This window comes from Bacillus sp. OTU2372 (assembly GCF_038440275.1).
GTDB lineage: Bacteria > Bacillota > Bacilli > Bacillales > Cytobacillaceae > Neobacillus > Neobacillus bataviensis_B.
The window spans coordinates 1-22,966 of sequence record NZ_JASATK010000042.1; the positions used below are offsets into that span (position 1 = coordinate 1).

A 22,966-nucleotide genomic window follows, 5' to 3' on the forward strand; every position below is an offset into this window, starting at 1 on the left:
TAATTTATACTTAGTATATACTATATATATTATCGTCGCGGGGTGGAGCAGTCTGGCAGCTCGTCGGGCTCATAACCCGAAGGTCGCAGGTTCAAATCCTGCCTCCGCAATCAAGTGAAAAAATACTTAAAATTACATAGTTTTCATTCGCCTTAAGGAGTTATTCCTAAGGCTTTTTTTATTAAATGTTAAAAAAGTGGAATATTTTATTAGTTATAAATTTCAAAAATGAGTTGTTTAATACCTACTAGGGGGAGAGCTTTAAAAAAATGTATTGCAATAGATAAATTATTCTGATTGCATTTTGGATTATTTTTGTTACCTGCTAAGCATTCTTGGTTTATTCTTCGTGAATCAAGAAATCTTCCTATTCTTCTCCGGTTTACTTCTGAACAGCTCAAACATAAAACGCTCTTTCATATCAAATCGATACTATCCGGTATGGATAAGACTTTGAAAAATACAAATCGAATTTGGAAGTTTTTAATTTGGACTTTGAAAGTTAGATATCTGTTTTAAATACAGTAGGTTATTTAAACGCATCCCAATCTCGACAATTTTTTGCTTCTAGGATGGAAAATTCCTTTTATATGCAAGGGTTCATACCAAAACTAAACAAACGTTTGATTAACAAATGAAAAGAGAAAAAAGGTCGAAGAATGGTAAGGGATGGAAATATTTAATTGATTGCCTTTGGTTAGTTTGTGGAATAGGCTTAGAAGAAATGACGAAACCCGCCTACTTCATGTCTGAACTATTATCATGATTCGTAAAATAAACATTGAGGTGGAAAGATAAAAATGGGAAGACATTAGATGAGTCAAAAAGAAAGCAGTTATAAAAAGCTGCTTTCTTTTTCCATTTTTCATACCCATTGCACCAGGTTTACTTTTTTTCTTCCTTAACGTCATTTGGAGTGATGCAGCGAAATGAGACGGGTGAGGATAAAACGATTGATGTATTTACATTTCCGTAAGGAGTTAGCCGGTCAATAAGCCTGCTCAAATGATCCATCCCTGTAACGGCAGCTTTAAGTAAATAGCTAACAGAGCCGGTTAACCGATGACATTCAATGATGTCGGGGTCATCGATAATCCACTTCTCAAATTCAGAATAAGATAATACCTTGAGTTCACTTACTTGAATATAAACAATTACATCCCTTCCGATTTCTTTAAGGGATACCCGGGCACTGAATCCTTCAATAATTTCCCTATCTTGAAGCCGTTTTAAACGCTCCGTAATGCTTGGACGACTTAGGGATAATTTCTTCGATAATTCACTTAAAGTCATCCGTCCGTCCATTTGAAGAAGTTCAAGCAGACGAATATCTAATTGGTCCATAGAATTATTCCCCTTTTTTAAAATGAAGTTAAATACTGAAAAACTTATGCAAAATATAATGATATGTACCAAAATTTATGCATTTTGATATGTTTTTCCATTTTATTATAGCTTATCATTAAATAGAGACATAATCCTTTTAATTTTTATACAAATAAAAAGATTATGTATTAACTCAAATCATGGTAATCTCAATGAACTCGACCATTGTTTATGAAAGGTGCTGCTTAATTTGTCCGCATCAACAGCAGAAGGGTTTGTTGTAACGATTTCTACCTGTAAGTTGCTATTTTATAAAATGTAATCGCTACCAAAACGGAAAGCTCGGTATCTAGAGATGGTAATTCGAGAAGAAGGAGTCAAGGAAGTTGTTGAAAATGTAACTTCTTCATCATTAACACCGGAAAAGACGTTGTTTTTTCTCTTTTTTTAAAATATTTTTCTACTATAATCACAGTGCTAATGGAGGTAATTTAAATGAACGTGTTAGAACATTCTGTACAAACAACTGAATCAGTTATTGAAAAAATGCATGAACATGAGCAAATTGTTTTTTGCAATGACCCGACAACAGGGTTGAAAGCCATTATCGCCATTCATAATACAACACTCGGACCTGCATTGGGGGGCTGCCGTATGCGCCCGTATCGTACAATGGATGAGGCCTTGGAAGATGTATTGCGTTTATCTAAAGGGATGACATATAAATGCGCTGCTGCCGATGTCGATTTCGGTGGAGGAAAAGCGGTAATCTTCGGTGATCCAGCAACAGATAAAACACCGGCTATGTTTAGAGCTTTCGGCCAGTTTGTTGATTCTTTAAACGGACGTTTTTACACAGGAACAGATATGGGTACATCAATGGATGACTTTATCCATGCATCAAAAGAGACAAATTGTATTGTAGGAATTCCTGAAGCATACGGTGGCGGTGGGGATTCATCCATTCCGACGGCGCTTGGAGTCATTTACGGTTTAAAAGCAACGAATAAAGTCGTTTTTGGCACAGATGATCTTTCCGGCAAAACCTTCACAATCCAAGGTCTTGGAAAAGTAGGGTACAAAGTAGCCGAACAATTGCTTGAATCAGGCGCAGATTTATATGTAAGTGATATTAATGAAGAAGCCGTAAAAGCCATTCAAGAACATGCAAAACAATTAGGAAGTATTGCTCGTGCAGTAAGCGGAAATGATGTGTATGCTGCAGAAGCAGATGTATTTGTTCCTTGTGCTTTTGGCGGAATTATTAACGGTGAAACGATCGATCTGTTAAAAGTAAAAGCAGTGGCTGGTTCGGCTAACAATCAGCTTCTTACGGAGAAACACGGAGAATTACTGAAACAAAAAGGAATTTTATATGCTCCAGATTACATTGTAAATGCTGGCGGTTTAATTCAAGTAGCTGATGAACTATACGGCTACAATAAAGAGCGTGTATTATCGAAAACAAGATCCATTTACACATCGTTATTGGAAGTGTACAGACAGGCAGAGTTGGATGATATCACGACCATTCAAGCGGCAAACCGGCTTTGTGAAAAACGAATAGAAGACCGAAAAAAGCATAATAGCTTTTTCACTCATACCAAACGTCCTAAATGGGATATTCGTAATTAATTAATTGATTTCTGTTTATGAGGTGATGACATGTCAACGGAATTTCCTATATTTCAAATTGTCGATGAAAACGGCGTATTAATAAATGAGGATTACAAAGATAAAATAACCGAAGATCTTGTAAAAAAATTCTACTATAATATAGTTCGCATTCGTACCTTTGATCGAAAGGCCATTAGTTTGCAGCGTCAAGGAAGACTTGGAACGTATGCTCCGTTTGAGGGACAGGAAGCTTCTCAAGTTGGAAGTGCACTGGCACTTGAAAAAGATGACTGGGTATTCCCTACCTATCGTGACCATGGTGCCACGTTAACGTTTGGTGCCGGCATGGCCCGTACATATTTATATTGGAATGGGCGTGTGGAGGGATGCGTGCCTGAAGAAGGGAAAAAGATTTTCCCTCCAGCCGTTCCCATAGCAACACAAATCCCGCATGCAGCAGGGGCTGCTATGGCTGAAAAAAGAAAAGGAACGAAAAATGCAGCGATTGCCTATTTTGGAGACGGTGCCACTTCAGAGGGCGATTTTCATGAAGGATTGAATTTTGCCAGTGTGTTTAAAGCTCCAGTTATCTTCTTTAATCAAAATAACGGCTTTGCGATTTCAGTGCCAATAAAAAAACAAATGAATTCCAAAACGATTGCCCAAAAAGCACTCGCTTATGATATGCCCGGTGTCCGTGTCGATGGAAACGATATTTTTGCTGTGTATTTCCAAACGATAGAAGGGTTTGACCGTGCCCGTAAAGGAGAAGGCCCAACTTTAATTGAAGCAATGACATGGAGATATGGTGCCCATACAACGGCAGATGACCCGTCTAAATATCGGGATCAGTCCCAAAGTGCCACAATTCGAGAAAATCGAGATCCTCTTCTTCGTGTAGAACGTTTTATGAAAGCAAACAACTTCTGGGATGAAGATTGGGTGATGAAGGTCAAAGAAGAAACCGCAACCGAAGTAGAACAAGCGGTAAAAGATATGGAAAGCTATCCAAAACCAAATATCAATGATTTATTCGATAATGTATTTGAAAAGCCGACTTGGACGATTGCGAAACAAAAAGAAGAATATTTTCAATTGATCGGGAGGGATGCTTGATGATCTTAAGTGTTGATAGACCGGCAGAAGACCAAACTACGAAAACTAACGAGCTAACACTCGTTCAAGCCGTAACAGATGGGTTGCGCACGATTTTAAAAGAGGATGATCGAGTCCTTTTGCTAGGTGAAGATATCGGTAAAAACGGTGGTGTATTCCGTGCTACCGAGGGTTTGCAAGAAGAATTTGGGGAAGATCGCGTTATTGATACGCCACTGAGCGAAGCAGGAATTATCGGAACCTCTATCGGAATGGCTGTCAATGGATTCAAACCCGTAGTGGAAATGCAGTTTTTTGGTTTTATTTATCCGGCGTATGAGCAGATCATGACACATGTATCACGCATTCGTATGCGTACGATGGGTAGCTATACAGTTCCAATGGTCATCCGTGCTCCATACGGTGCAGGCATACGTGCTCCGGAAGTCCATTCAGACAGTGTGGAAGCATTGTTTACACATATGCCCGGAATAAAAGTTGTTTGCCCTTCATCTGCATATGATGCAAAGGGTCTGCTCATCGCAGCTATCGAAGATCCGGATCCCGTCTTATTTTTAGAGTCCATGAGAATCTACCGCGCTAACCGTGAAGAGGTTCCGGAAGGTAAGTATATAGTTGAAATCGGAAAAGGGAAAAGGCTTAAAGAAGGAGATGACGTTTCTGTTTTTGCATGGGGTGCGATGGTACCGGTAGCCATGAAAGCAGCAGAACAGGCCGAAAAATACGGCATTACCTGTGATGTCATTGATTTACGGACCCTTTATCCACTTGATAAGGACATTATTGCAGAATCTGTTAAAAAAACAGGCCGTGCAGTTATTGTTCATGAAGCCCATGCAACAGGCGGAGTGGGTAATGATATTGTTTCCATTATAAATGATACATCATTTTTGTATATAAAATCTCCGATTGAGCGCGTGACAGGTTTTGATGTACCAGTACCATTATTTGCACTGGAAGAACATTATTTACCTACGCCAAAACGGGTATTCAACGCAATCGAAAAAGTTGTGCATTTTTAGGAGGGGAAAACATTGGTTGAAGTAAAACTTCATGACATTGGTGAAGGGATGACAGAGGGAGAAGTTATTCACTATTTCGTCAAAGTGGGGGATTCGGTCAAGGTGGACCAGCCACTTTTAGAGGTACAAACAGATAAAATGGTGGCAGAGCTTCCTTCCCCAGCTTCAGGGAAAGTAAAGGAAATTGTTGTGGATCATGGTAATACTGTCTCTGTTGGTACCACTCTGCTTGTACTGGAAACAGAAGGAGCAAAAGCGGTAGAAACAGATAAGAAACCGGCAGAAGCAGCTTCTAAAAATACAGAGGCGTTACAATCACAACCGCAGCAAACAGCTGTGACCGAGCAAAAGGGAGAAAAAAAATTCATCATAGCTGCGCCTTACACAAGAAAAATTGCACGGGAATTTCGTGTAGATATTAACGAAATTACAGGAACTGGCACAAATGGGCGCATCACTGTGGAAGATATATACAACTTTGTTAAACAACGTGATGCGATCCAATCTCCTAAGGAAATAAAAGAGGCTTTTGCAGAAGTGACTGAAGCAAAAACAGAACCTAAACAAGAGATTCAAAAGCAGGAAGTTCGGAACATAAATGAAACAAAAGCAGAAGTGATTCCGTTTAGAGGCCGTAGGAAGCAAATTGCAAAGAAAATGACCCAGTCACTTTATACAATTCCTCATGTGACACATTTCGAAGAGGCAGATTTAACTGAGCTGCTCGCCTATAGAAACGATTTAAAAGAGATGAATATCAATGTTTCGGCTGTCGCCTTCTTTATTAAAGCGATTGCAGTAGCATTAAAACAATTCCCTGTTTTCAATGCCAAGCTTGATGAAGAAAATGAAGTAATTCGTTTAGAGAAAGAATATAACATTGGGATTGCTACTGATACAGAAGATGGTTTAATTGTCCCTGTCATTCATCATGCGGATCAATTAACAGTTCGCCAAATTCATGACAAACTTAAAGAGTTAACCAAAAAAGCGCAAGAGAACAAGCTGACACCGATGGATATGAAAGGCGGTACGTTTACCATCAGTAACGTCGGTCCATTAGGAAGCATCGGAGCAACTCCGATTATTAATCATCCGGAAACAGGGTTAATTGCCTTTCATAAGACGAAAAAAATGCCTGTTGTTATGGAAAACGATGAGATTGCGATTCGCTCGATCATGACCATGTCGATGGCGTTTGACCACCGCGTTGCAGACGGTGCCACAGCAGTAGCCTTTACGAACCGTTTTAAACAATTGATTGAAAACCCTAAGTTGTGGCCAATAGAACTTGCATAGTATACTTAAAATCCACTAAACCCCAAGATATAACTAGTAAGTCTTGACAAGCGCAGGGGCAATAGGACAACAAATAAGGAAGACTACCCCACATCATTTTGGTAAAGTATCGTCATTTCCAATGATTGGTTGAAGTCTTCCTATCTCAAAAAGCAGATAAGATGTGGAAACAGATCTCCCGAAAATAAACCGGACCTCACAAGAGCCTTGGGGGGAAAAAAAATCCCCCAAAAAAAGCAGCAAAAAGTGTAAGCGCTTGCTTAAAAGGATTTTTCCGGTTGGACAAGTTCGAAGTCATCCAGGAAACCAGTAGAAAGTTCATTTTGATCCTATCGTTCTCGTATATTAATTAATTAATAGATATTTGGAGGTCTAATAATGAATGATGCATCATTACAAAAGAAGTTGTTGCCGCGGCATATAAGTTTAATGGCAATGGGAGGAGCAATAGGAACAGGGATTTTTAAAGGCAGTGCAGAAACCGTATCATTAGCAGGACCAGGAGTTATCTTCACATATGTGTTCGCCGGACTATTGCTTCTTGTTGTTATGGGAGCTATAGCAGAAATGGCTATCGTCTATCCGAACACAAATATGAAAGGCTTTGTTCAGAAAGCCTTTGGTAAGCGCGCTTCCTTTGTTATAGGCTGGATGTATTGTTTCATGTGGCTGGCCGTATGTGTCATCGAGATTGTCGTGGCAGGGAGTTTCCTGCAATACTGGTTTCCATCCATTCCACTTTGGGAATTAAGTTTAGGCTGTGCCGCTTTAGTTATCGGAATTAACATGATGAATGTTAAAAATTATGGGGAATTTGAATTTTGGTTTGCAGGCATCAAAATCACTATGATTATCGTATTTATCATATTAGGTGCAGGTATTTTATTTGGAGTCATCCCGAGCAATCAATCCAACTATCTGCATAATCTTACAGAGCATGGCGGTTTTTTCCCGAAAGGGTGGATGTCAATCTTTTCAGCGCTTTTAATTGTTATGTTTTCTTATGGAGGTTCTGAATTAATAGGCTTAACAGTAACAGAAGTAAAAGATGCAGAACGGATTTTACCTAAAGTGATTAAAAGCTTTGTTTGGAGAATTATTTTGTTTTACACGCTGCCAATTCTAGTCATCTGCGGTTTAATTCCTTGGAATGAGATTGCCAGCAGTAATGTGAGTCCGTTTGTCCAGGTGTTATCCATGGCCGGCCTGAAGGGGGCAGCACACCTTTTGAACTTTATTTTAATTACAGCTGTCTTATCTGCAGCCAACTCCGGTATATATGGTTGTACACGGATGTTGCATTCCCTTGCGGTTGAAGGGGAAGCTCCAAAGTCTTTCTCTTATGTATCAAAAAAGGGTGTTCCATTATACAGTTTAATATTAACAGCCGTGGTATTAGTCGGCGGCTCGATGATTGCCTTTGTTGCGCAGGAAAAGGTATTTACTTTATTAATGGCGGTTCCGGGTTTTGTCGTATCGTTGGTTTGGGTTGGTATTTGTCTAGCACATTTAAAACTTCGCAATTCTTATCCTAAAGAACCAAGCTTTAAATTGTGGGGCTTCCCCTATGTAACTGGGATTACTGTCGTTACGTTAAGCATCATATCAGTAATATTTTTATTTGATAAACAGAATCGAGTGAGTATTATTACTTGTCTTGTTGTTTTAGCGGTGCTATTTTTGATTTCCATCTTTAAGTTTAAAAATGTGGATGAAAAAGATACCATGATAGTAAAAGAAAATAAAATAGTATAGTCATATCTATATATAAGAGAATAGGTAAACTATTAAAAAAGTGATATGGGCCATAATGGCTCATATCATTTTTCACATTTATAAATACTTAATCTTCTGCTTCAACAAAGGAATGATTTTTTCGATAAACCATTGCTTCCATAGTAGCGATCAATTCTTTGTTGCTATATACATGAATGTTATACCAGCCGAGGCGATGGTTTTTCTTTATTTCCTCTGCAGTGGCCAAAAGTGTTTCCCCCGGTTTTCCTGCAGACATAAAATTAACGCTGGTTTGTACGCCGACAGCCGTTTTACCATATGAGTTGCTCGCTGCAGCAAACACATAATCTGCAAGAGAGAAGATAACTCCTCCATGGACGGTTCCGTGCGCATTTAACATGTTTTCATCCGGGGTTAATTCAGCTGCTGCTATCCCAGGTCCTAGTTTAATCAGCTTCATACCAAGGAATCGGCCATAGGGTTCATCTTTCATTTTGTTTACAATCTGATCATAATGTCTTTCATGAATAGCGTGATCTTCTAGATTAGTAGTCATCGTATCCCTCTCTTATACTTAATTTTATCCATAAAACGTTATTTAAACGTTATAGTCTATATTTGAAATATACCATTTTATTAATTTAGTATCAATTTTTAATATTCAATGAATCAGAATTGGTTTAGCTAGATTAATAAAACTATTAGCTTTGCTGTTGTTAAAATAGCTGTATCTTAATGATGTGAGCGATAATTTTGTTTAATTAAAATTTTCAGTTATCAATATTGACACAGTGGAAATATGGTATTAATCTATAAATATGTTACACCATTTTTGTTGGTCGTTTAAAATGTGTTATTTTTGGTTTTTGCTATCAATCTTTGAAAAATAGTAAGGAGGAGCAGAGAATGTACAATCCGGAAATTGAAACGATGAACCGTAAAGAATTGGAAGCACTACAAGTAGTGCGTCTTCAAGAGACAGTAAAAAGAGTTTATGAAAATGTTCCCTTTTACAAAGCAAAATTCGATGAGTTAGGGATCACACCAGAGGATATTCTATCGTTGGACGACCTCAAAAAGCTTCCATTTACAATGAAAAAAGATTTACGGGACCAGTATCCATTTGGATTATTTGCCGTTTCAATGGACGAAGTAAATCGAATCCATGGATCATCTGGAACGAGTGGCAAACCGACAGTTGTTGGCTATACCAAAAATGATATTAGTAATTGGGCTTCGATTGTTGCACGTGCCATTGTAACTGCAGGGGGAAGAAAATCAGATATTTTCCATAATGCTTATGGATATGGTCTTTTTACAGGCGGACTTGGCCTTCATTATGGAGCGGAAGAACTTGGAGTGGCAACGGTTCCAATTTCAGGTGGTAATACAGAAAGACAAATAACGGTTATTAATGATTTTAAACCAAGAGGAATTTGTGGAACTCCATCATATATTTTAAATATTGTTGAAAACATGGAACAAATGGGGATGGACCCGCGTGAAACAAGTCTTGAATATGGTATTTTTGGTGCTGAACCATGGACAGAGGAAATGCGAGCTACGCTTGAGAAAAAGTTGGATATAAAAGCAATTGATATTTATGGTTTGAGTGAAGTTATGGGTCCTGGGGTAGCCATTGAGTGCATTGAGGCTCAAGATGGTTTACATATTGCTGACGATCACTTTTTGGTAGAGGTACTTAATCCTAAATCAATGGAACCAGTTGAAGACGGTCAAGATGGAGAGCTTGTATTTACTAGCTTAACAAAGGAAGCGCTGCCAATTATCCGTTACCGTACAGGGGATATTGCTTCCATTACGCGTGAAAAATGTAAGTGTGGCAGAACACACACACGTATGTCTCGCTTAAAAGGACGAACAGATGACATGCTGATTATCCGTGGTGTAAACGTTTTTCCTTCCGAGATTGAGCATGTTCTCTTGCAAATTGAGGGTCTGGTTCCAAATTACCAAATTCACTTGATTAAAAAAGGAAGCTTGGACAGTGTGGAACTCCATGTTGAAATTGAAAAGGAGCTTTATCTGGAAGTTGGAGAAGATTTAGGGCATGCTGACATTCAAAAATTAAAACGGAATATTCAACACCAAATGAAATCTAGCTGTCTAGTGACAATGAATACGATTATCAATAAACCTGGAAGCCTTCCACGTTCGGATGGAAAAGCAAAGAGAGTGGTAGATAAAAGGAATCCCGTACCAGTAGTTTAATAAAGTTATTACTAGAAAAAATGAAAGCGGATTCACCTATGCCATCAAGTCCATCTTGATCAATGACGGATCGCAAGCATAGGTGATTTGCTAAGAATACACTATTAAAACAATGATTATAGAAAATATTCTTGCTATTAATATAACAATAAAATATAATAACGGTAAATACACGTTATATTAGAAAGGTGGTATAAATGTGAGTACTCTGGAAAAAGATTTTACTGAACAGGAAAAATTAGAAAAATTTGTTGCTCGAATTGAAGCAGGCGATAAAATTGAAGCAGATGACTGGATGCCGGAAGAATATCGGGTCGCTCTTATAAAATTAATATCACAGCACGGAATCAGTGAAATTATGGGGGCACTGCCTGAAAAGGAATGGGTTCCGAAAGCGCCTTCACTAAGAAGAAAATTGGGAATTATGGCTAAAGTGCAGGATGAAATGGGGCATGGACAACTGCTCCTTCGTGTAGCAGAGGATTTATTAAAACCATATGGAAAAGATCGCGGCGATCTAATGCAGGATCTTTTTAATGGAGATTTAAAGTTTCATAATGTCTTCCATATGGCAACAAACACTTGGGCTGACGCTGGAATGATTGGCTGGCTGGTTGATGGTGCTGCCATTATCACCCAAACAAACATGCTGGGTGCTTCTTACGGTCCATATGCAAGAGCATTGCATCGCATTTGCGCAGAGGAAGTGTTCCACGCACAGCACGGGGAAGCGATTATCATGGCTCTTGCAGAAGGAACAGAGGAACAAAAACAAATGATTCAGGAGTCATTAAATGACTGGTGGGAAGCGCTTCTGATGTTTTTTGGACCGGCAAGCAGTACGACAACAGGTACAAGTAAACAAGACGTAACAATTAAATATAAAATTCGCACAAGCACAAATGAAGAACTTCGGCAAAGCTTTTTTTCCAAGTACATTCCTCGAATTTTATCATTAGATTTAACGATTCCAGACCCAACTCTTCATTTTGACGAAGAGCAGCAGCTCTGGGTTTACCAACAGCCTGATTGGAATAAATTTAAACAAATTATCAGAAATAATGGCCCGCGCTCACAGGCACGATTGAATTTACGGAGAGTATCTTATGAAACGAACGCATGGGTGCTCGATGCCTTAAGTGCTGCAGTTAATTAATGAAAGGGGAAGGGAAAAATGGAGCAAAAGAAAACATTTTATCAGGAATTTGAAGTCTTCAGTAAGCGAACACCTTCTTCACCCTTTCAGCACCAGTTTAGTTTGTTGGCACCAAATGCTGAAATGGCGATAGTAATGGCTCAAGAAAACTTTATGCGCCGGGATCCGGTTGCAGACATATGGGTAGTGAATCGTGAACATATTCGCGGACTAACAAAAGAAGAAAAGGTTACTTTGCAACGATTAGATAATAAGGATTACCGTACAACGAAAGGCTATGGCTACTTAAAGAAAAAATGGCGGCATTATGAACAACAAATGCTCGATGAAAAAGAAATCCTTTCTTGGGCAGGAGGTAACAAAAATGACTGAACAAAACTTAACGATAACTCCTGAACTAAAGGATGCAGTAGTCAATTTATTATTTCAGCTTGCAGACGATGACTTCTTTTATTCCTACAGGGGGTCTGAATGGCTTGGATTAGCACCGCATATAGAGGAGGATGTTGCTTCTTCCTCCATCAGCCAAGACAGCATGGGCCATGCCGCAATGTTTTATCAATTATTAGAAGAAATCGGGATCGGTAATGCAGATGCATTAGCCCACCTGCGACCTGCTAATGAAAGAAGGAATAGTATTTTAGTAGAGAGACCTAATGGTGAGGGCTATTACATGGAGGTGCCTAAATATGACTGGGCCTACGCCGTCGTTCGGAATTATTTTTACACCGCAGCGAAGAAAATAAAGATTGACTCTTTGAAAAATAGCTCCTATGAGCCGCTGGCAAAAGTTGCAATCAAGGTAAATATGGAACTGTATTACCATTTACTCCACTGGAAAACTTGGTTTGTTCAGCTTTTAAGTTCAACAGAAGAAGCAAAACAAAGAATGCAAGCTGCGATTGAACAAGTCATGAAAGATTTTGCCGATGTTTTCTCATTCGGAACGGATAGGGAAAAATTTATCGCAGGTGGATTAATTGAAAAAGAGGATGTCCTTATCCAACGATGGAAACAACATTTAGAGCCTGTTTTCCAATCAATAGGTTTAACTGTTCCAGAAATACCGGTCAATGGAGAAAGAAATGGCCGAAATTTTGAACATACAGAAGATTTAGTGTCGGCGATTGAGACACTTTCAGAAGTCTATCGAATTGATACTGCTGCAACTTGGTAATGTACATATAGAAAAGAGGTGTGATCATGCAAATGTCTGTAATTTCACTGAAAAAGCAGGTATTAGAGGTACTAGATGAAGTAAAAGATCCTGAAATCGATACAGTGAGTATTATCGACCTGGGTATGGTAGAGGAAGTAATGGCCGAAAACGGTGCAGTTGAGATTAAAATCCTGCCGACCTTTTTAGGCTGCCCTGCTCTTGGCATCATAAAGAATAATATCGAAAAGGCAGTTAAGGTCATAGAGGAAGTACAAAAGGTTGAGGTAGAATTTATCAACCACCCGCCCTGGACGTCAGACCGTATATCTGAAAAAGGGAGACAAGGGTTAAAGGCATTTGGAATTGCTCCTCCACCTCGTTTAATGGACAGTGACGGATCGTGGCATGTTGACTGCCCCTATTGCGGTTCCACCTATGTGACCATGGACAATATCTTTGGACCAACAGCTTGCAGAAGTATTTTGTATTGTAAAAGTTGTAAAAACCCTTTTGAAGCAATGAAACCGATATCAACTTTAATGTAAATAAAGAGAATGTGAGGAGAAACGATTATGGCAAAACTAATTGCATTATATAAACAACCAGAGGACAAGGCAGCATTTGATGAACATTACAATAACGTACACGTACCGATTACGGAAAAAATTCCAGGCCTGCGTGAAATCAAGGTGACAAGGTTTACTGGAACACCAATGGGAGGAGAACCTCCATATTATTTAATGTGTGAAATGCGCTATGACAGCCATGAGGATTTACAAAAGGGCTTACGTTCGGAGGAAGGAAAAGCCTCAGGAAAAGACTTAATGAAATTTGCCGGCAAGCTCGTAACCTTGGTCATTGGGGAAGACGATTAATGAAAGCGTACGAATTTATTGAAGCTTCACAACAAGATGGTGTAGCTCTGATTGAACTAAACAGACCAGCTCAATATAATGCGTTGAATCGAACGATGGTACGTGAAATTGTTGATGCATTGGAAGCTTTTGATCGGGATGAAGAGGTTCGGGCCATCGTGGTCACAGGTAAAGGGCGTGCCTTTTCAGCAGGAGCAGATATTGATGAAATGGCAGGTGATCATCCAGTTCGACTGGAGCTATTGAATCAATTTGCTGACTGGGACCGACTCACGTTAATCAAAAAGCCAATTATTGGTGCCGTAAAAGGATTTGTTTTTGGCGGGGGATTTGAGTTGGCACTGAGCTGTGATCTATTAATTGCGGCCAGTGGTACAGAATTTTCTTTCCCGGAAGTGACCCTTGGTGTTATGCCCGGAGCTGGTGGTACCCAGCGTCTAACAAAAATTGTCGGCAGAACGAAAGCATTGGAATGGTTATGGAACGGCACGAGAATTACAACAGAGAGTGCCCTCCAGCACGGTCTGATTAATCGAGTCGTTTCACCTGAATTATTAATGGAAGAAGCAATGAAGACTGCTAAACAAATCGCAAGACAAGCACCGCTTTCGATTCGTTTAATTAAGGATTCGGTCAATAAGGCAGTCGATTATCCGTTATATGAAGGAATGCAATATGAACGAAAAAATTTCTATTTATTGTTTGCATCCGAGGATCAAAAAGAAGGTATGAACGCTTTTATTGAAAAGCGGAAACCGGAATTTAAAGGGAGATAACATATGTACGAAACGATTTTCTATTCAGTAGAAAACGGTGTAGCCCGGATTACGTTAAATAGGCCTAATACATTAAATGCGTTCGTGGCCCAAATGAATATGGAAATAACTAAAGCGATTAAAGCTGCTTCCTCTTCTGAAGAGGTCCGCTGCATCGTCATTACCGGTGAGGGACGCGGTTTTTGCTCTGGCCAGGATTTGTCCGAAGTGGATGAAAATATGGATCATGGTCAAGTGTTAAGGGAGAAATACGGCCCGATGATCAAGCAAATTTATCAATGTGAGAAGCCAATTATTGCAGCTGTCAACGGGATTGCTGCCGGTGCAGGCTTTAGTCTTGCTCTTGCGTGTGATTTTCGCCTTTTATCAGACCGTGCCAGCTTTATAAATGCTTTTATCCACATTGGTTTAATCCCTGATTCAGGGAATAGTTATTTTCTTACTAGATTAGTTGGTGAAGCAAAAGCATTAGAAATATCGATCTTAGGTGAAAAAATTCCTGCCGACCAAGCGCATGTCTTGGGGCTGGCAACAAAGGTGGTTTCTTCTGATAATTGGGACGCTGAAGTAAATCAATTTGCGGAGCGAATTGCGGCCTTGCCAACAAAAGCCGTTGGATTAATTAAGCGTACGATTAAAGCTACGGCTGAACAATCCTTTACTGACTATTTAGAAGAAGAAGCACAAGGCCAAAGAATCGCCGGCTTAACGAAAGACCACCGTGAAGGTGTTCAAGCCTTTATGGAAAAAAGAAAACCAAACTTTAGCGGGAAATAAAAGGAGGATAAATAGATGTCTACACAACAAGTTATTGAAGCGGTTTCACTAAAAAGGGATTATTATCATTTAATTATTAACGGTGAAAAAGTAGAAAGCTCAACCGGTCAAACGATAAAAACCTATAATCCTGCTACTGGTGAGCTCTTAGCAGAAGTGGCAAAGGCTTCTAAAGAAGATACAGAAAAAGCGGTACAGGCTGCCCGTCAAGCATTTGATCATGGAAAATGGCGCAAATACCCAATTAACCGCCGTTCACAAGTCTTGAACAAAATTGCTGCAATTATGCGTTCCCGTTTTAATGAGATTGTAGAATTAGAGATTTTGGATACTGGTAAATCATTGGCTGCAGCTCAAGGTCAAGTATCACAAGCTATTGAAGATTTTGAATTTTATGCGGCTGCCATTGTTGCCCATCGCGGTGTAGTGAACAATATGCCAGGCCAGTTTCATAATTTCACAGAAAAAGAGCCTGTTGGGGTTTGTGCACAAATCATTCCTTGGAACTATCCATTGATGATGGCTGCATGGAAAGTTGCTCCAGCAATTGCGGTTGGCTGTTCTGTTATTGTAAAACCAGCAAGCTTAACCCCTCTTACTGCGATTATTCTTGGTGAAATCTGCTTAGAAGCAGGAGTTCCCGCCGGGGTAGTAAACATTGTTCCTGGATCAGGTTCAGAGGTTGGAAATTACCTAGTTGAACATCCAAAGGTAAATAAAGTGGCTTTCACTGGTTCTACGCCAATCGGAAAAGATATTATGGCGAAAGCATCCGAAACATTAAAGCGTGTCACTCTTGAATTAGGCGGAAAGTCTCCTAATCTCGTGTTTGAAGATGCGGATATTGATGCTGCCGTTGATGGATCTCTTTTTGGTATCTTCTACAATTCAGGACAATCCTGTGAAGCCCGTTCTCGTTTGTATGTACATGAAGATATTTATGATGAATTCGTGACTAAATTTGTTGAAAAAACCAAGAAGTTAGTCCTTGCGAATCCATTTGATAAAGGCACACATGTTGGTGCAATCATTGACCAAGGTCAATTAGATGTTATTGATGGTTATGTAAAATCAGCGATTGAAGAGGGAGCAGAGATTTTAGCCGGTGGTAAGCCAGCTAAAGTTGAAGGCTATGAAGGCGGATTCTGGTATGAGCCTACTGTCATCGCGAATGTTGACCATAACATGACCGTTGTAAAAGAAGAAATCTTTGGCCCTGTTGTCGTTGTTATGAAATTTAAGGATGAAAAAGAAGCGATTATGCTTGCTAATGATACAGAATTCGGTTTAGGTTCAGCTGTTTGGTCAAAGGATGGTGCCCGTGCAACCCGTGTGGCGAAGCAAATCGAAGCAGGCATTGTGATGGTGAACTGCCCATTCTCTGCATTCCCTGGTACACCATTTGGCGGTTATAAACAATCTGGTTTCGGCCGTGAACTTTGCATTGAAACACTTGATCTTTATACCGAAACAAAGAGCATTATTTCTTACTTTGGAAGTCGTCCATTAAATCCATTAGGTGTTTAATATCCTACACGTACGAATGAGACTTCATGGTCTCATTCGTACTTCTTTAATCTTGTAAAGGAGAGATAGATGATGAATAGCATCGTTGTTGTTGGTTCCGGTGTAATGGGAAGAGGAATTGCTTATGTGTCTGCACTCGGTGGATTTTCCGTTGCATTGGTAGATGTAAATGAAAATGCGCTAAGAAGTGCTGAAGGTGAACTAAATTCAATTTTTGCAAAAGGTCTTGCGAGAGGGAAAATTTCTGCTGAACAAGAACAAATGGCAAAAGCAAACCTTTCCTTTATTAGTGATTTACCGCAGGCTTGTTCAACCGCCGATTTAATTATTGAAGCCGTGCCTGAAAAAGCAGAAATTAAAAAGCAAGTTTTTGAAACGATGGAGCATTATGCACCGGAACATTGTCTTTTTGGTACCAATACTTCTACAATGAGTCCAACTGAAATTGCTTCTTATGGAAAACGTGCAGAGCGGACCATTGCTATGCACTTCTTTAATCCGGTTCACAAAATGCCGCTTGTTGAAATCGTTCGTGGTCTTGAAACGAGTGATGAAACAGCAGAAACGATTAAAAAAGTAGCTGAACGAATGGGAAAAGAAACCGTTGTAATCAATGAATTCCCGGGCTTTGTGACAAGCAGAATCAGCTGTTTAGTCGGAAATGAGGCTTTTTATATGCTTCAAGAAGGTCTCGGCACACCTGAGGACATTGATAAAGCGATTAAACTAGGTTTGAATTATCCAATGGGCCCTTTTGAGCTGGTCGACCTTGTCGGGTTGGATGCACGCTTGAATAACTTGAAATATTTACATGAAAAATTAGGTGAAAAATACCGTCCGGCACCATTGCTTGAACAATATGTTCGCGCTGGTAGACTAGGTAGGAAAACCGGAAAAGGTGTTTATGATTATACCCAAAAAGAAGAGTTGGTGAAAAAATGAAAGAAGTAGTGATTGTGGATGCCGTTAGGACGCCAATTGGAAAATATAAAGGTGCTTTAAAAAGTGTCCGTCCCGATGACCTTGGGGCTATCGTAATTAAGGCTCTTCTTGAGCGGAATCCAAATCTCCCAGCGGAACAAATTGAAGATGTCATTTTTGGTAATGCCAATCAAGCTGGGGAAGACAATCGAAATGTTGCCAGGATGTCAGCCTTGCTTGCAGGACTGCCGATTACTGTCGGGGGAACGACAATCAATCGTCTTTGCGGTTCCGGTTTGGATGCAGTGATTTATGCGGCAAGATCCATCGCTGTAGGTGAAGGTGATATTTATATTGCCGGTGGAACGGAGAGCATGACACGAGCTCCTTATGTTATGGGCAAGCCTGAGGTGGATTTTCCTAGAGGTTCCATGGAACTTCAGGATACGACGATTGGCTGGCGCTTTACGAATAAAAAATTAGCAGAGATGTACGGGGCAGAATCCATGCCGCAAACAGCGGAAAACGTGGCGAAGCGCTGTTCGATAACTCGAGAAGAACAAGATGAATTTGCTCTTCGAAGCCAACAAAGAGCAAAAGCGGCAATGGAAAACGAACGTTTTGCCAATGAAATTGTTCCCGTCCGCTTTAAAGATCGGAAAGGGAACGAGGTAGTGGTTACTCAGGACGAGCATCCTCGCCCGGATTCCACCTTGGAAAAGCTGGGAAAACTAAAGCCTATTTTTGTGGACGGTACAGTCACAGCAGGAAACGCATCGGGTGTTAATGATGGTGCCTCTGCCTTATTATTAATGAGTTCTGAAAAAGCAAAGGAACTTGGATTAAAGCCGCTTGCAAAATATGTGGTGGGCGCTGTTGCAGGTCTTGAACCATCCGTAATGGGGCTTGGACCAATCTATGCATCAAGAAAAGCACTCACTAGAGCGAATTTATCAATCGAAAAGATCGGTTTAGTGGAATTAAACGAAGCCTTTGCATCCCAATCAATCGAATGTATGAGAAAGCTAGAGCTTGATGAAGAGAAAGTAAATGTCAATGGTGGTGCCATTGCCTTTGGACATCCACTTGGTGCAAGTGGTGCACGCATCTTAACCACACTTGTACATGAGATGAAAAAGCAAAAGGTTCAATATGGCCTTGCAACGATGTGTATTGGCGTCGGTCAAGGGATTGCAACGATTATAGAAAACATCGAAAATTGAACGTAAAAGCCCTTATATAGCATGACTATTAAGGGCTATTTTTCAAGATAAAGGAGCGGAATTGGTTATGGCAAACGTGTTATATAAAGTTGAAAATCATATTGGATATGTGACAGTCAATCGTGCGGACGTTCTAAATTGTTTTAATTATGAAACACTATTTGAGCTTCAGGAAGCTGTTAATGCAATTTCTTTAAGTCAAGATGTACATGTCGTTATTTTTACAGGAGCCGGTGAAAAAGCTTTTAGTGCTGGCGCAGATTTGAAGGAAAGAAAAACGCTAACGGAAACAGAAGTTAAAAGGAATGTTAAAGCGATTCGCGATGTGTTTAACAGTATTGCCTTGCTTCCGCAGCCGACGATTGCTGCTGTTAATGGCTATGCACTTGGCGGAGGCTTCGAATGGCTGCTATCCTGTGATTTTGCCATTGCTGCCGAAGGAATCTCTTTAGGACTGACAGAAACAAGCTGGGCGATTATCCCTGGTGCAGGCGGTACCCAGCGTTTGCCAAGGTTAATCGGAGAGACAAAGGCAAAAGAATTAATTTTTACTGCAAAAAAATTGTCTGCCAAGGAAGCGTTGGATTTAGGGATCGTCCTAGAGGTAGTACCTCGAAACCAATTGATTCCGGCTTGCGAGGAATTTGCGGCAAAAATAATGAAAAATGGACCTGTTGCTATTAGACAGGCGAAATATGCGATTACAAGAGGACTGAATACAGACTTACAAACAGGGCTTGAAATAGAAGCAAAAGCCTACGAACTAACGATTCCGACTGAAGATCGTGTAGAAGCTTTAAATGCATTCAGCGAAAAAAGAGCTCCTCGTTTCTCTGGAAAATAGCTTGTTTTTTTAGAATTATATATAATAATATTAACGCTCGTATTAAATTTGTGATATAAAAAAGAAATGGGGGTGAAGATCTTGGGTGAAAATACGCGCTCTATGATTTTTACAATATATGGTGATTACATTCATCATTATGGAAATAAAATTTGGATTGGCAGTTTAATACGTCTATTAAAGGAATTCGGTCATAATGACCAAGCGGCCCGGGTTGCTGTCTCCCGCATGATGAAGCAGGGATGGCTTCAATCTGAAAAGCAAGATAATCGCAGCTATTATTTTCTGACAGAACAGGGGATAAGCCGTATAGAAGAAGCAGGGAATCGCATTTTTAAGCTTAATCCCTTTGAATGGGATGGGAAATGGCGAGTCCTCATGTATACCATTCCAGAGGAAAAAAGACATATTCGCGATGAACTGCGTCAGGAGTTATTGTGGAGCGGCTTTGGCAGTTTTTCTAATGCCTGTTGGATTTCTCCCAATAATTTAGAGAAAGAGGTTAAACTCCTTATTGAAAAATATGACATCAGTGAGTATGTCGACTTTTTCATTTCTGAATATATAGGTCCAAAGGACAACCATACGCTGGTGGAAAAAAGCTGGCCGTTAGAACAAGTCGTGGAAAAATACGAAGAATTTATTATCAAGTATAGCAAGCAGTTTATTGCCAATCAGGAGATTATTAAACGCGGTGAAATGTCGGATGCCGATTGTTTCGTCGAACGGACAAAACTAGTACATGAATACCGAAAATTTTTGTTTATTGATCCAGGTCTTCCGAAGGAACTGCTGCCGGAAAATTGGAATGGAACTCTTGCCGCTTCATTATTTAACCAATATTATCAAGTTCTTGCTGAACCAGCTAGCCGCTTTTTTGAAAGCATTTTTCAAGAAAACAACGATCTTTGCAAAAAAGATGTCTCCTATGATGCCAAACAACATCCGTATATGATTCAGTAAGCAGCAAAGCAGCTTTTCCACTTCAGGTAGAAGAGTTGTTTTGTTGTAAATTGTACCGGGTGAATTTCCTTTTTAAGAGGGAGGGATACGAGTGAAATATGTTAATGAAGTGCTATCCATAAAATATCCGATCATACAGGGTGGAATGGGAAATATAAGCAATTCACAGCTTGCGGCCGCTGTATCAAATGCTGGCGGGCTTGGTACCATTGGATGTGGAACCATGACCCCGGAGCAAGTCGAAACGATTATATTGGAAACGAAGGAAAAGACGGATAAACAATTTGCTATCAATATACCAATTAATGTTAGTCCATATACGGAAGAATTAATTCAACTGGTGATTAAACATAAAATCCCCGTTGTGTCATTGTCTGCAGGGAATCCGGCACCATATATTGCTCTCTTGCATGAACATAACATTAAGGTCATTGTCATTGTCGCCGCCGTCAAACATGCGCAAAAGGCAGAAGAGGCCGGGGCCGATGTGTTGGTTGCGGAAGGCTTTGAAGCAGCAGGGATTAATTCAAATTTGGAGCTGACAACCTTTACTCTCATCCCGCAAATCTGTAAACATGTTTCTGTTCCGGTTCTGGCTGCAGGGGGAATTGGCGATGGACTGGGTTTGGCGGCAGCATTGATGTTGGGTGCGTCAGGAGTTCAGCTTGGGACACGGTTGATTGCCACAAAGGATTCCCCTTTTCATGCAAACTATAAGCAGAGACTTATAAAGGCAGATGATAATGAAACCGTTATTTTAGGCCGTTCGCTTGGACAAGTTAGGCGGGTGTTAAAATCACCTTATGCAAAACAAATTATCGAATTAGAACGCGAAGGAATGTCAGAAGGACAATATCGTCATATGACATCCGAAGATTTTCATCTTATTGGTGCATTAAGCGGTGACGGTGAAAATGGTTTTATGAACAGTGGGCAAGTTGCCGGGCTTATTGAAGATATTCCGTCAGTACAGGAATTATTTTACAGAATGATGAGCGATGCACAAGCCATCATGAAGGATCGTTTACGTCTTTTCACCAAGTAGTTCCGAAGATAAATAAAGGTAAAGGAGGTTTCGTTTTGGAAAAGGGTGTGGACCTTATGAAGGTCATTGCGCATGAGGAATATCCTCCCCAATGTGATAGAACATTACAAATTGAAGTGACTGATGCTCATGATGGAATGGCGCGTGGGATATGGAAAGTGGATGAAAGGTTCATGAATGGAATAGGTGTGGCAATGGGGGGGTTTGTTTCATCTGCAGCTGATATTATGATGGCATATGCAATTGCTACTAAATTAAGTGGTGAACAAAGCTTTACCTCAATAGATTTGCACACGACTTTTCATAGACCTGTCCTCATGGGAGAGGTGACGGTTGTGGCCAAAGTTGAAAGGCTGGGAAGAAAGGTCGTCTATGTTCTTGCAGACTTATTCCAAAACGAAAAGAAGGCGGCAAGTGTTGTTTCTTCCGTGATGATTATAGATCAGTAAAACTCCAGATGGGGAAGAGATGGATCATGTAAAGGCATGATCCTTTTTAATTTGGTTATAAAATGACAAGGGAAAGCCTGATCATTCCAGAAGCTGATATGTGGAATTGAGAGGGAAAATTCGCTATACAAAAAGTAGTCGCCAATTGATGTTTTTTCATTAATTGGCAGCTACTTTTATTTTCATGGGGGTTGTTTTTTTATATGAAATAACTTTATTTGTTCACAAACTGTCCTTTGTCATAGTGTATTTATTTTATAGTACAAACTGGTACGGTTTGTAACATCAAGCTTCGTGTATATACTTTGCTACTGTTTTTTTACGGTATTGACTTATGAATAATTCACAAGCTAAATCTAGTTCATAAAACCTTTTTGAACTAGATTCAATACTTCTTTTTCTTTCAAAGTTAACTCTTGAAAAGTTTGATTGAATTTATTTTTCAAATGGATTAGAGGAGAATGGAGTATCTTTTGTGAATCTAGAGATAATCTTCATGGACATCAAGTTAAAGGAATTGAAAGGATTATCTTTTTTTGATCTTGCCATCCCCTGCATTAAGGGAACTGATCCCTTAACAATCTGCGCCAAGTGAAGCGCCCCTGATGTTGCCTCCTAAAAGTGTTTTTGGGGAATCTAAGTAACTTTATGTCCGTTAATGGATCAATGAGGTGGGGGAAGCGATAAAATTCAAATCGGAAAACGAATTGAACGATGTACAGATGATTATTGTAGAATAAAAAAATCAGTTGCAAGTGAACACCGGCAGTGTTAAAATAGTAAAGCCGCTCTTTAAAGAAGTGGATAAGAAACAATTTATAAAAAACTTTCTCTTGTTTTGGCTTGCACAACGTGATAGAATATAAAAGTCGCTCGAACAAAAGAGCGTGGAAGTCAATCAC

The 22,966-nt window shown here is 39.8% G+C and carries 22 protein-coding genes and 1 tRNA gene; 21 read left to right on the top strand and 2 right to left on the bottom strand.

Translation table 11 applies throughout. The features are described 5' to 3' along the window. The first annotated feature begins 36 nt into the window (after positions 1-36). Positions 37-110: transfer RNA gene (locus tag AAHB15_RS28970), tRNA-Met, on the top strand. Between the two features lie 775 nt (positions 111-885). Here the strand turns inward: AAHB15_RS28970 and AAHB15_RS28975 are convergent. Continuing rightward, positions 886-1,344 carry an Lrp/AsnC family transcriptional regulator gene (locus AAHB15_RS28975; RefSeq protein ID WP_144568765.1) on the bottom strand — a complete coding sequence of 153 codons (459 nt, stop codon included), beginning with the start codon at positions 1,342-1,344 and terminating at the stop codon, positions 886-888. A 477-nt stretch (positions 1,345-1,821) separates the two neighbouring features. On the opposite strand from AAHB15_RS28975, the gene AAHB15_RS28980 reads away from it, so the two are divergent. The 5 genes from AAHB15_RS28980 (at position 1,822) to AAHB15_RS29000 (ending at position 8,135) form a co-directional block, all read left to right on the top strand. Beyond that, on the top strand, positions 1,822-2,961 hold the full coding sequence (locus AAHB15_RS28980; protein WP_335575847.1) for a Leu/Phe/Val dehydrogenase: 1,140 nt from the start codon (positions 1,822-1,824) through the stop codon (positions 2,959-2,961). Between the two features lie 30 nt (positions 2,962-2,991). Further along, positions 2,992-4,059 carry a pyruvate dehydrogenase (acetyl-transferring) E1 component subunit alpha gene (gene pdhA, locus AAHB15_RS28985; RefSeq protein WP_335575846.1) on the top strand — a complete coding sequence of 356 codons (1,068 nt, stop codon included), beginning with the start codon at positions 2,992-2,994 and terminating at the stop codon, positions 4,057-4,059. Continuing rightward, positions 4,059-5,081: an alpha-ketoacid dehydrogenase subunit beta gene (locus tag AAHB15_RS28990; RefSeq protein ID WP_342043830.1), complete on the top strand. Its 1,023-nt coding sequence runs from the start codon at positions 4,059-4,061 to the stop codon at positions 5,079-5,081. The genes pdhA and AAHB15_RS28990 overlap by 1 nt, the downstream gene beginning before the upstream one ends. Positions 5,082-5,093: 12 nt before the next feature. Further along, positions 5,094-6,380, top strand: a complete 1,287-nt coding sequence (locus AAHB15_RS28995) for a dihydrolipoamide acetyltransferase family protein (RefSeq protein WP_335575844.1) — start codon at positions 5,094-5,096, stop codon at positions 6,378-6,380. A gap of 378 nt (positions 6,381-6,758) precedes the next feature. Next, positions 6,759-8,135 carry an amino acid permease gene (locus tag AAHB15_RS29000; RefSeq protein ID WP_098532957.1) on the top strand — a complete coding sequence of 459 codons (1,377 nt, stop codon included), beginning with the start codon at positions 6,759-6,761 and terminating at the stop codon, positions 8,133-8,135. Between the two features lie 88 nt (positions 8,136-8,223). Here AAHB15_RS29000 and AAHB15_RS29005 read toward each other — a convergent pair whose 3' ends face one another. Beyond that, positions 8,224-8,673 (bottom strand): hotdog fold thioesterase, encoded by a 450-nt coding sequence (locus tag AAHB15_RS29005; protein ID WP_335575843.1) that lies wholly within the window; start codon positions 8,671-8,673, stop codon positions 8,224-8,226. Positions 8,674-9,023: 350 nt separating this feature from the next. On the opposite strand from AAHB15_RS29005, the gene paaK reads away from it, so the two are divergent. The 15 genes from paaK to AAHB15_RS29080 all read left to right on the top strand — a co-directional run bounded on the left by paaK (position 9,024) and on the right by AAHB15_RS29080 (position 22,064). Next, positions 9,024-10,349, top strand: coding sequence for a phenylacetate--CoA ligase PaaK (gene paaK, locus AAHB15_RS29010; protein ID WP_335575675.1), 1,326 nt, complete (start codon positions 9,024-9,026; stop codon positions 10,347-10,349). A gap of 199 nt (positions 10,350-10,548) precedes the next feature. Continuing rightward, complete coding sequence (gene paaA, locus AAHB15_RS29015) at positions 10,549-11,505, top strand: 1,2-phenylacetyl-CoA epoxidase subunit PaaA (RefSeq protein WP_335575676.1); 957 nt, start codon at positions 10,549-10,551, stop codon at positions 11,503-11,505. An 18-nt stretch (positions 11,506-11,523) separates the two neighbouring features. After that, positions 11,524-11,877: a 1,2-phenylacetyl-CoA epoxidase subunit PaaB gene (paaB, locus tag AAHB15_RS29020; RefSeq protein ID WP_335575677.1), complete on the top strand. Its 354-nt coding sequence runs from the start codon at positions 11,524-11,526 to the stop codon at positions 11,875-11,877. After that, entirely contained in the window at positions 11,870-12,682 is an 813-nt protein-coding gene (paaC, locus tag AAHB15_RS29025; RefSeq protein ID WP_335575678.1) for a 1,2-phenylacetyl-CoA epoxidase subunit PaaC, read from the top strand. The genes paaB and paaC overlap by 8 nt, the downstream gene beginning before the upstream one ends. 26 nt (positions 12,683-12,708) lie before the next feature. Further along, complete coding sequence (gene paaD / locus AAHB15_RS29030) at positions 12,709-13,209, top strand: 1,2-phenylacetyl-CoA epoxidase subunit PaaD (protein ID WP_335575679.1); 501 nt, start codon at positions 12,709-12,711, stop codon at positions 13,207-13,209. A gap of 27 nt (positions 13,210-13,236) precedes the next feature. Continuing rightward, positions 13,237-13,539 (top strand): EthD family reductase, encoded by a 303-nt coding sequence (locus AAHB15_RS29035; protein WP_198309676.1) that lies wholly within the window; start codon positions 13,237-13,239, stop codon positions 13,537-13,539. After that, a complete protein-coding gene (locus AAHB15_RS29040) occupies positions 13,539-14,315 on the top strand; it encodes an enoyl-CoA hydratase/isomerase family protein (protein WP_335575680.1) in 777 nt (258 codons plus the stop codon). Before AAHB15_RS29035 ends, AAHB15_RS29040 begins: the two co-directional genes overlap by 1 nt. A 3-nt stretch (positions 14,316-14,318) precedes the next feature. Next, a complete protein-coding gene (locus AAHB15_RS29045) occupies positions 14,319-15,092 on the top strand; it encodes an enoyl-CoA hydratase-related protein (protein WP_335575681.1) in 774 nt (257 codons plus the stop codon). Positions 15,093-15,107: 15 nt separating this feature from the next. After that, on the top strand, positions 15,108-16,619 hold the full coding sequence (locus AAHB15_RS29050; protein WP_335575682.1) for an aldehyde dehydrogenase family protein: 1,512 nt from the start codon (positions 15,108-15,110) through the stop codon (positions 16,617-16,619). Positions 16,620-16,688: 69 nt separating this feature from the next. Then, positions 16,689-17,561 (top strand): 3-hydroxyacyl-CoA dehydrogenase, encoded by an 873-nt coding sequence (locus tag AAHB15_RS29055; protein ID WP_335575683.1) that lies wholly within the window; start codon positions 16,689-16,691, stop codon positions 17,559-17,561. Continuing rightward, positions 17,558-18,763, top strand: coding sequence for a thiolase family protein (locus tag AAHB15_RS29060; RefSeq protein WP_342043831.1), 1,206 nt, complete (start codon positions 17,558-17,560; stop codon positions 18,761-18,763). The genes AAHB15_RS29055 and AAHB15_RS29060 overlap by 4 nt, the downstream gene beginning before the upstream one ends. Positions 18,764-18,830: 67 nt before the next feature. Next, positions 18,831-19,607 carry an enoyl-CoA hydratase-related protein gene (locus AAHB15_RS29065; protein WP_342043832.1) on the top strand — a complete coding sequence of 259 codons (777 nt, stop codon included), beginning with the start codon at positions 18,831-18,833 and terminating at the stop codon, positions 19,605-19,607. An 81-nt stretch (positions 19,608-19,688) separates the two neighbouring features. After that, positions 19,689-20,570, top strand: coding sequence for a phenylacetic acid degradation operon negative regulatory protein PaaX (paaX, locus tag AAHB15_RS29070; RefSeq protein ID WP_335575686.1), 882 nt, complete (start codon positions 19,689-19,691; stop codon positions 20,568-20,570). 91 nt (positions 20,571-20,661) lie between these two features. Further along, positions 20,662-21,615, top strand: coding sequence for an NAD(P)H-dependent flavin oxidoreductase (locus AAHB15_RS29075; protein ID WP_342043833.1), 954 nt, complete (start codon positions 20,662-20,664; stop codon positions 21,613-21,615). A gap of 35 nt (positions 21,616-21,650) precedes the next feature. Further along, the gene (locus tag AAHB15_RS29080) at positions 21,651-22,064 is read left to right on the top strand and encodes a PaaI family thioesterase (RefSeq protein ID WP_309529121.1); all 414 of its coding nucleotides are present in this window, start codon (positions 21,651-21,653) and stop codon (positions 22,062-22,064) included. Positions 22,065-22,966: the final 902 nt, after the last annotated feature.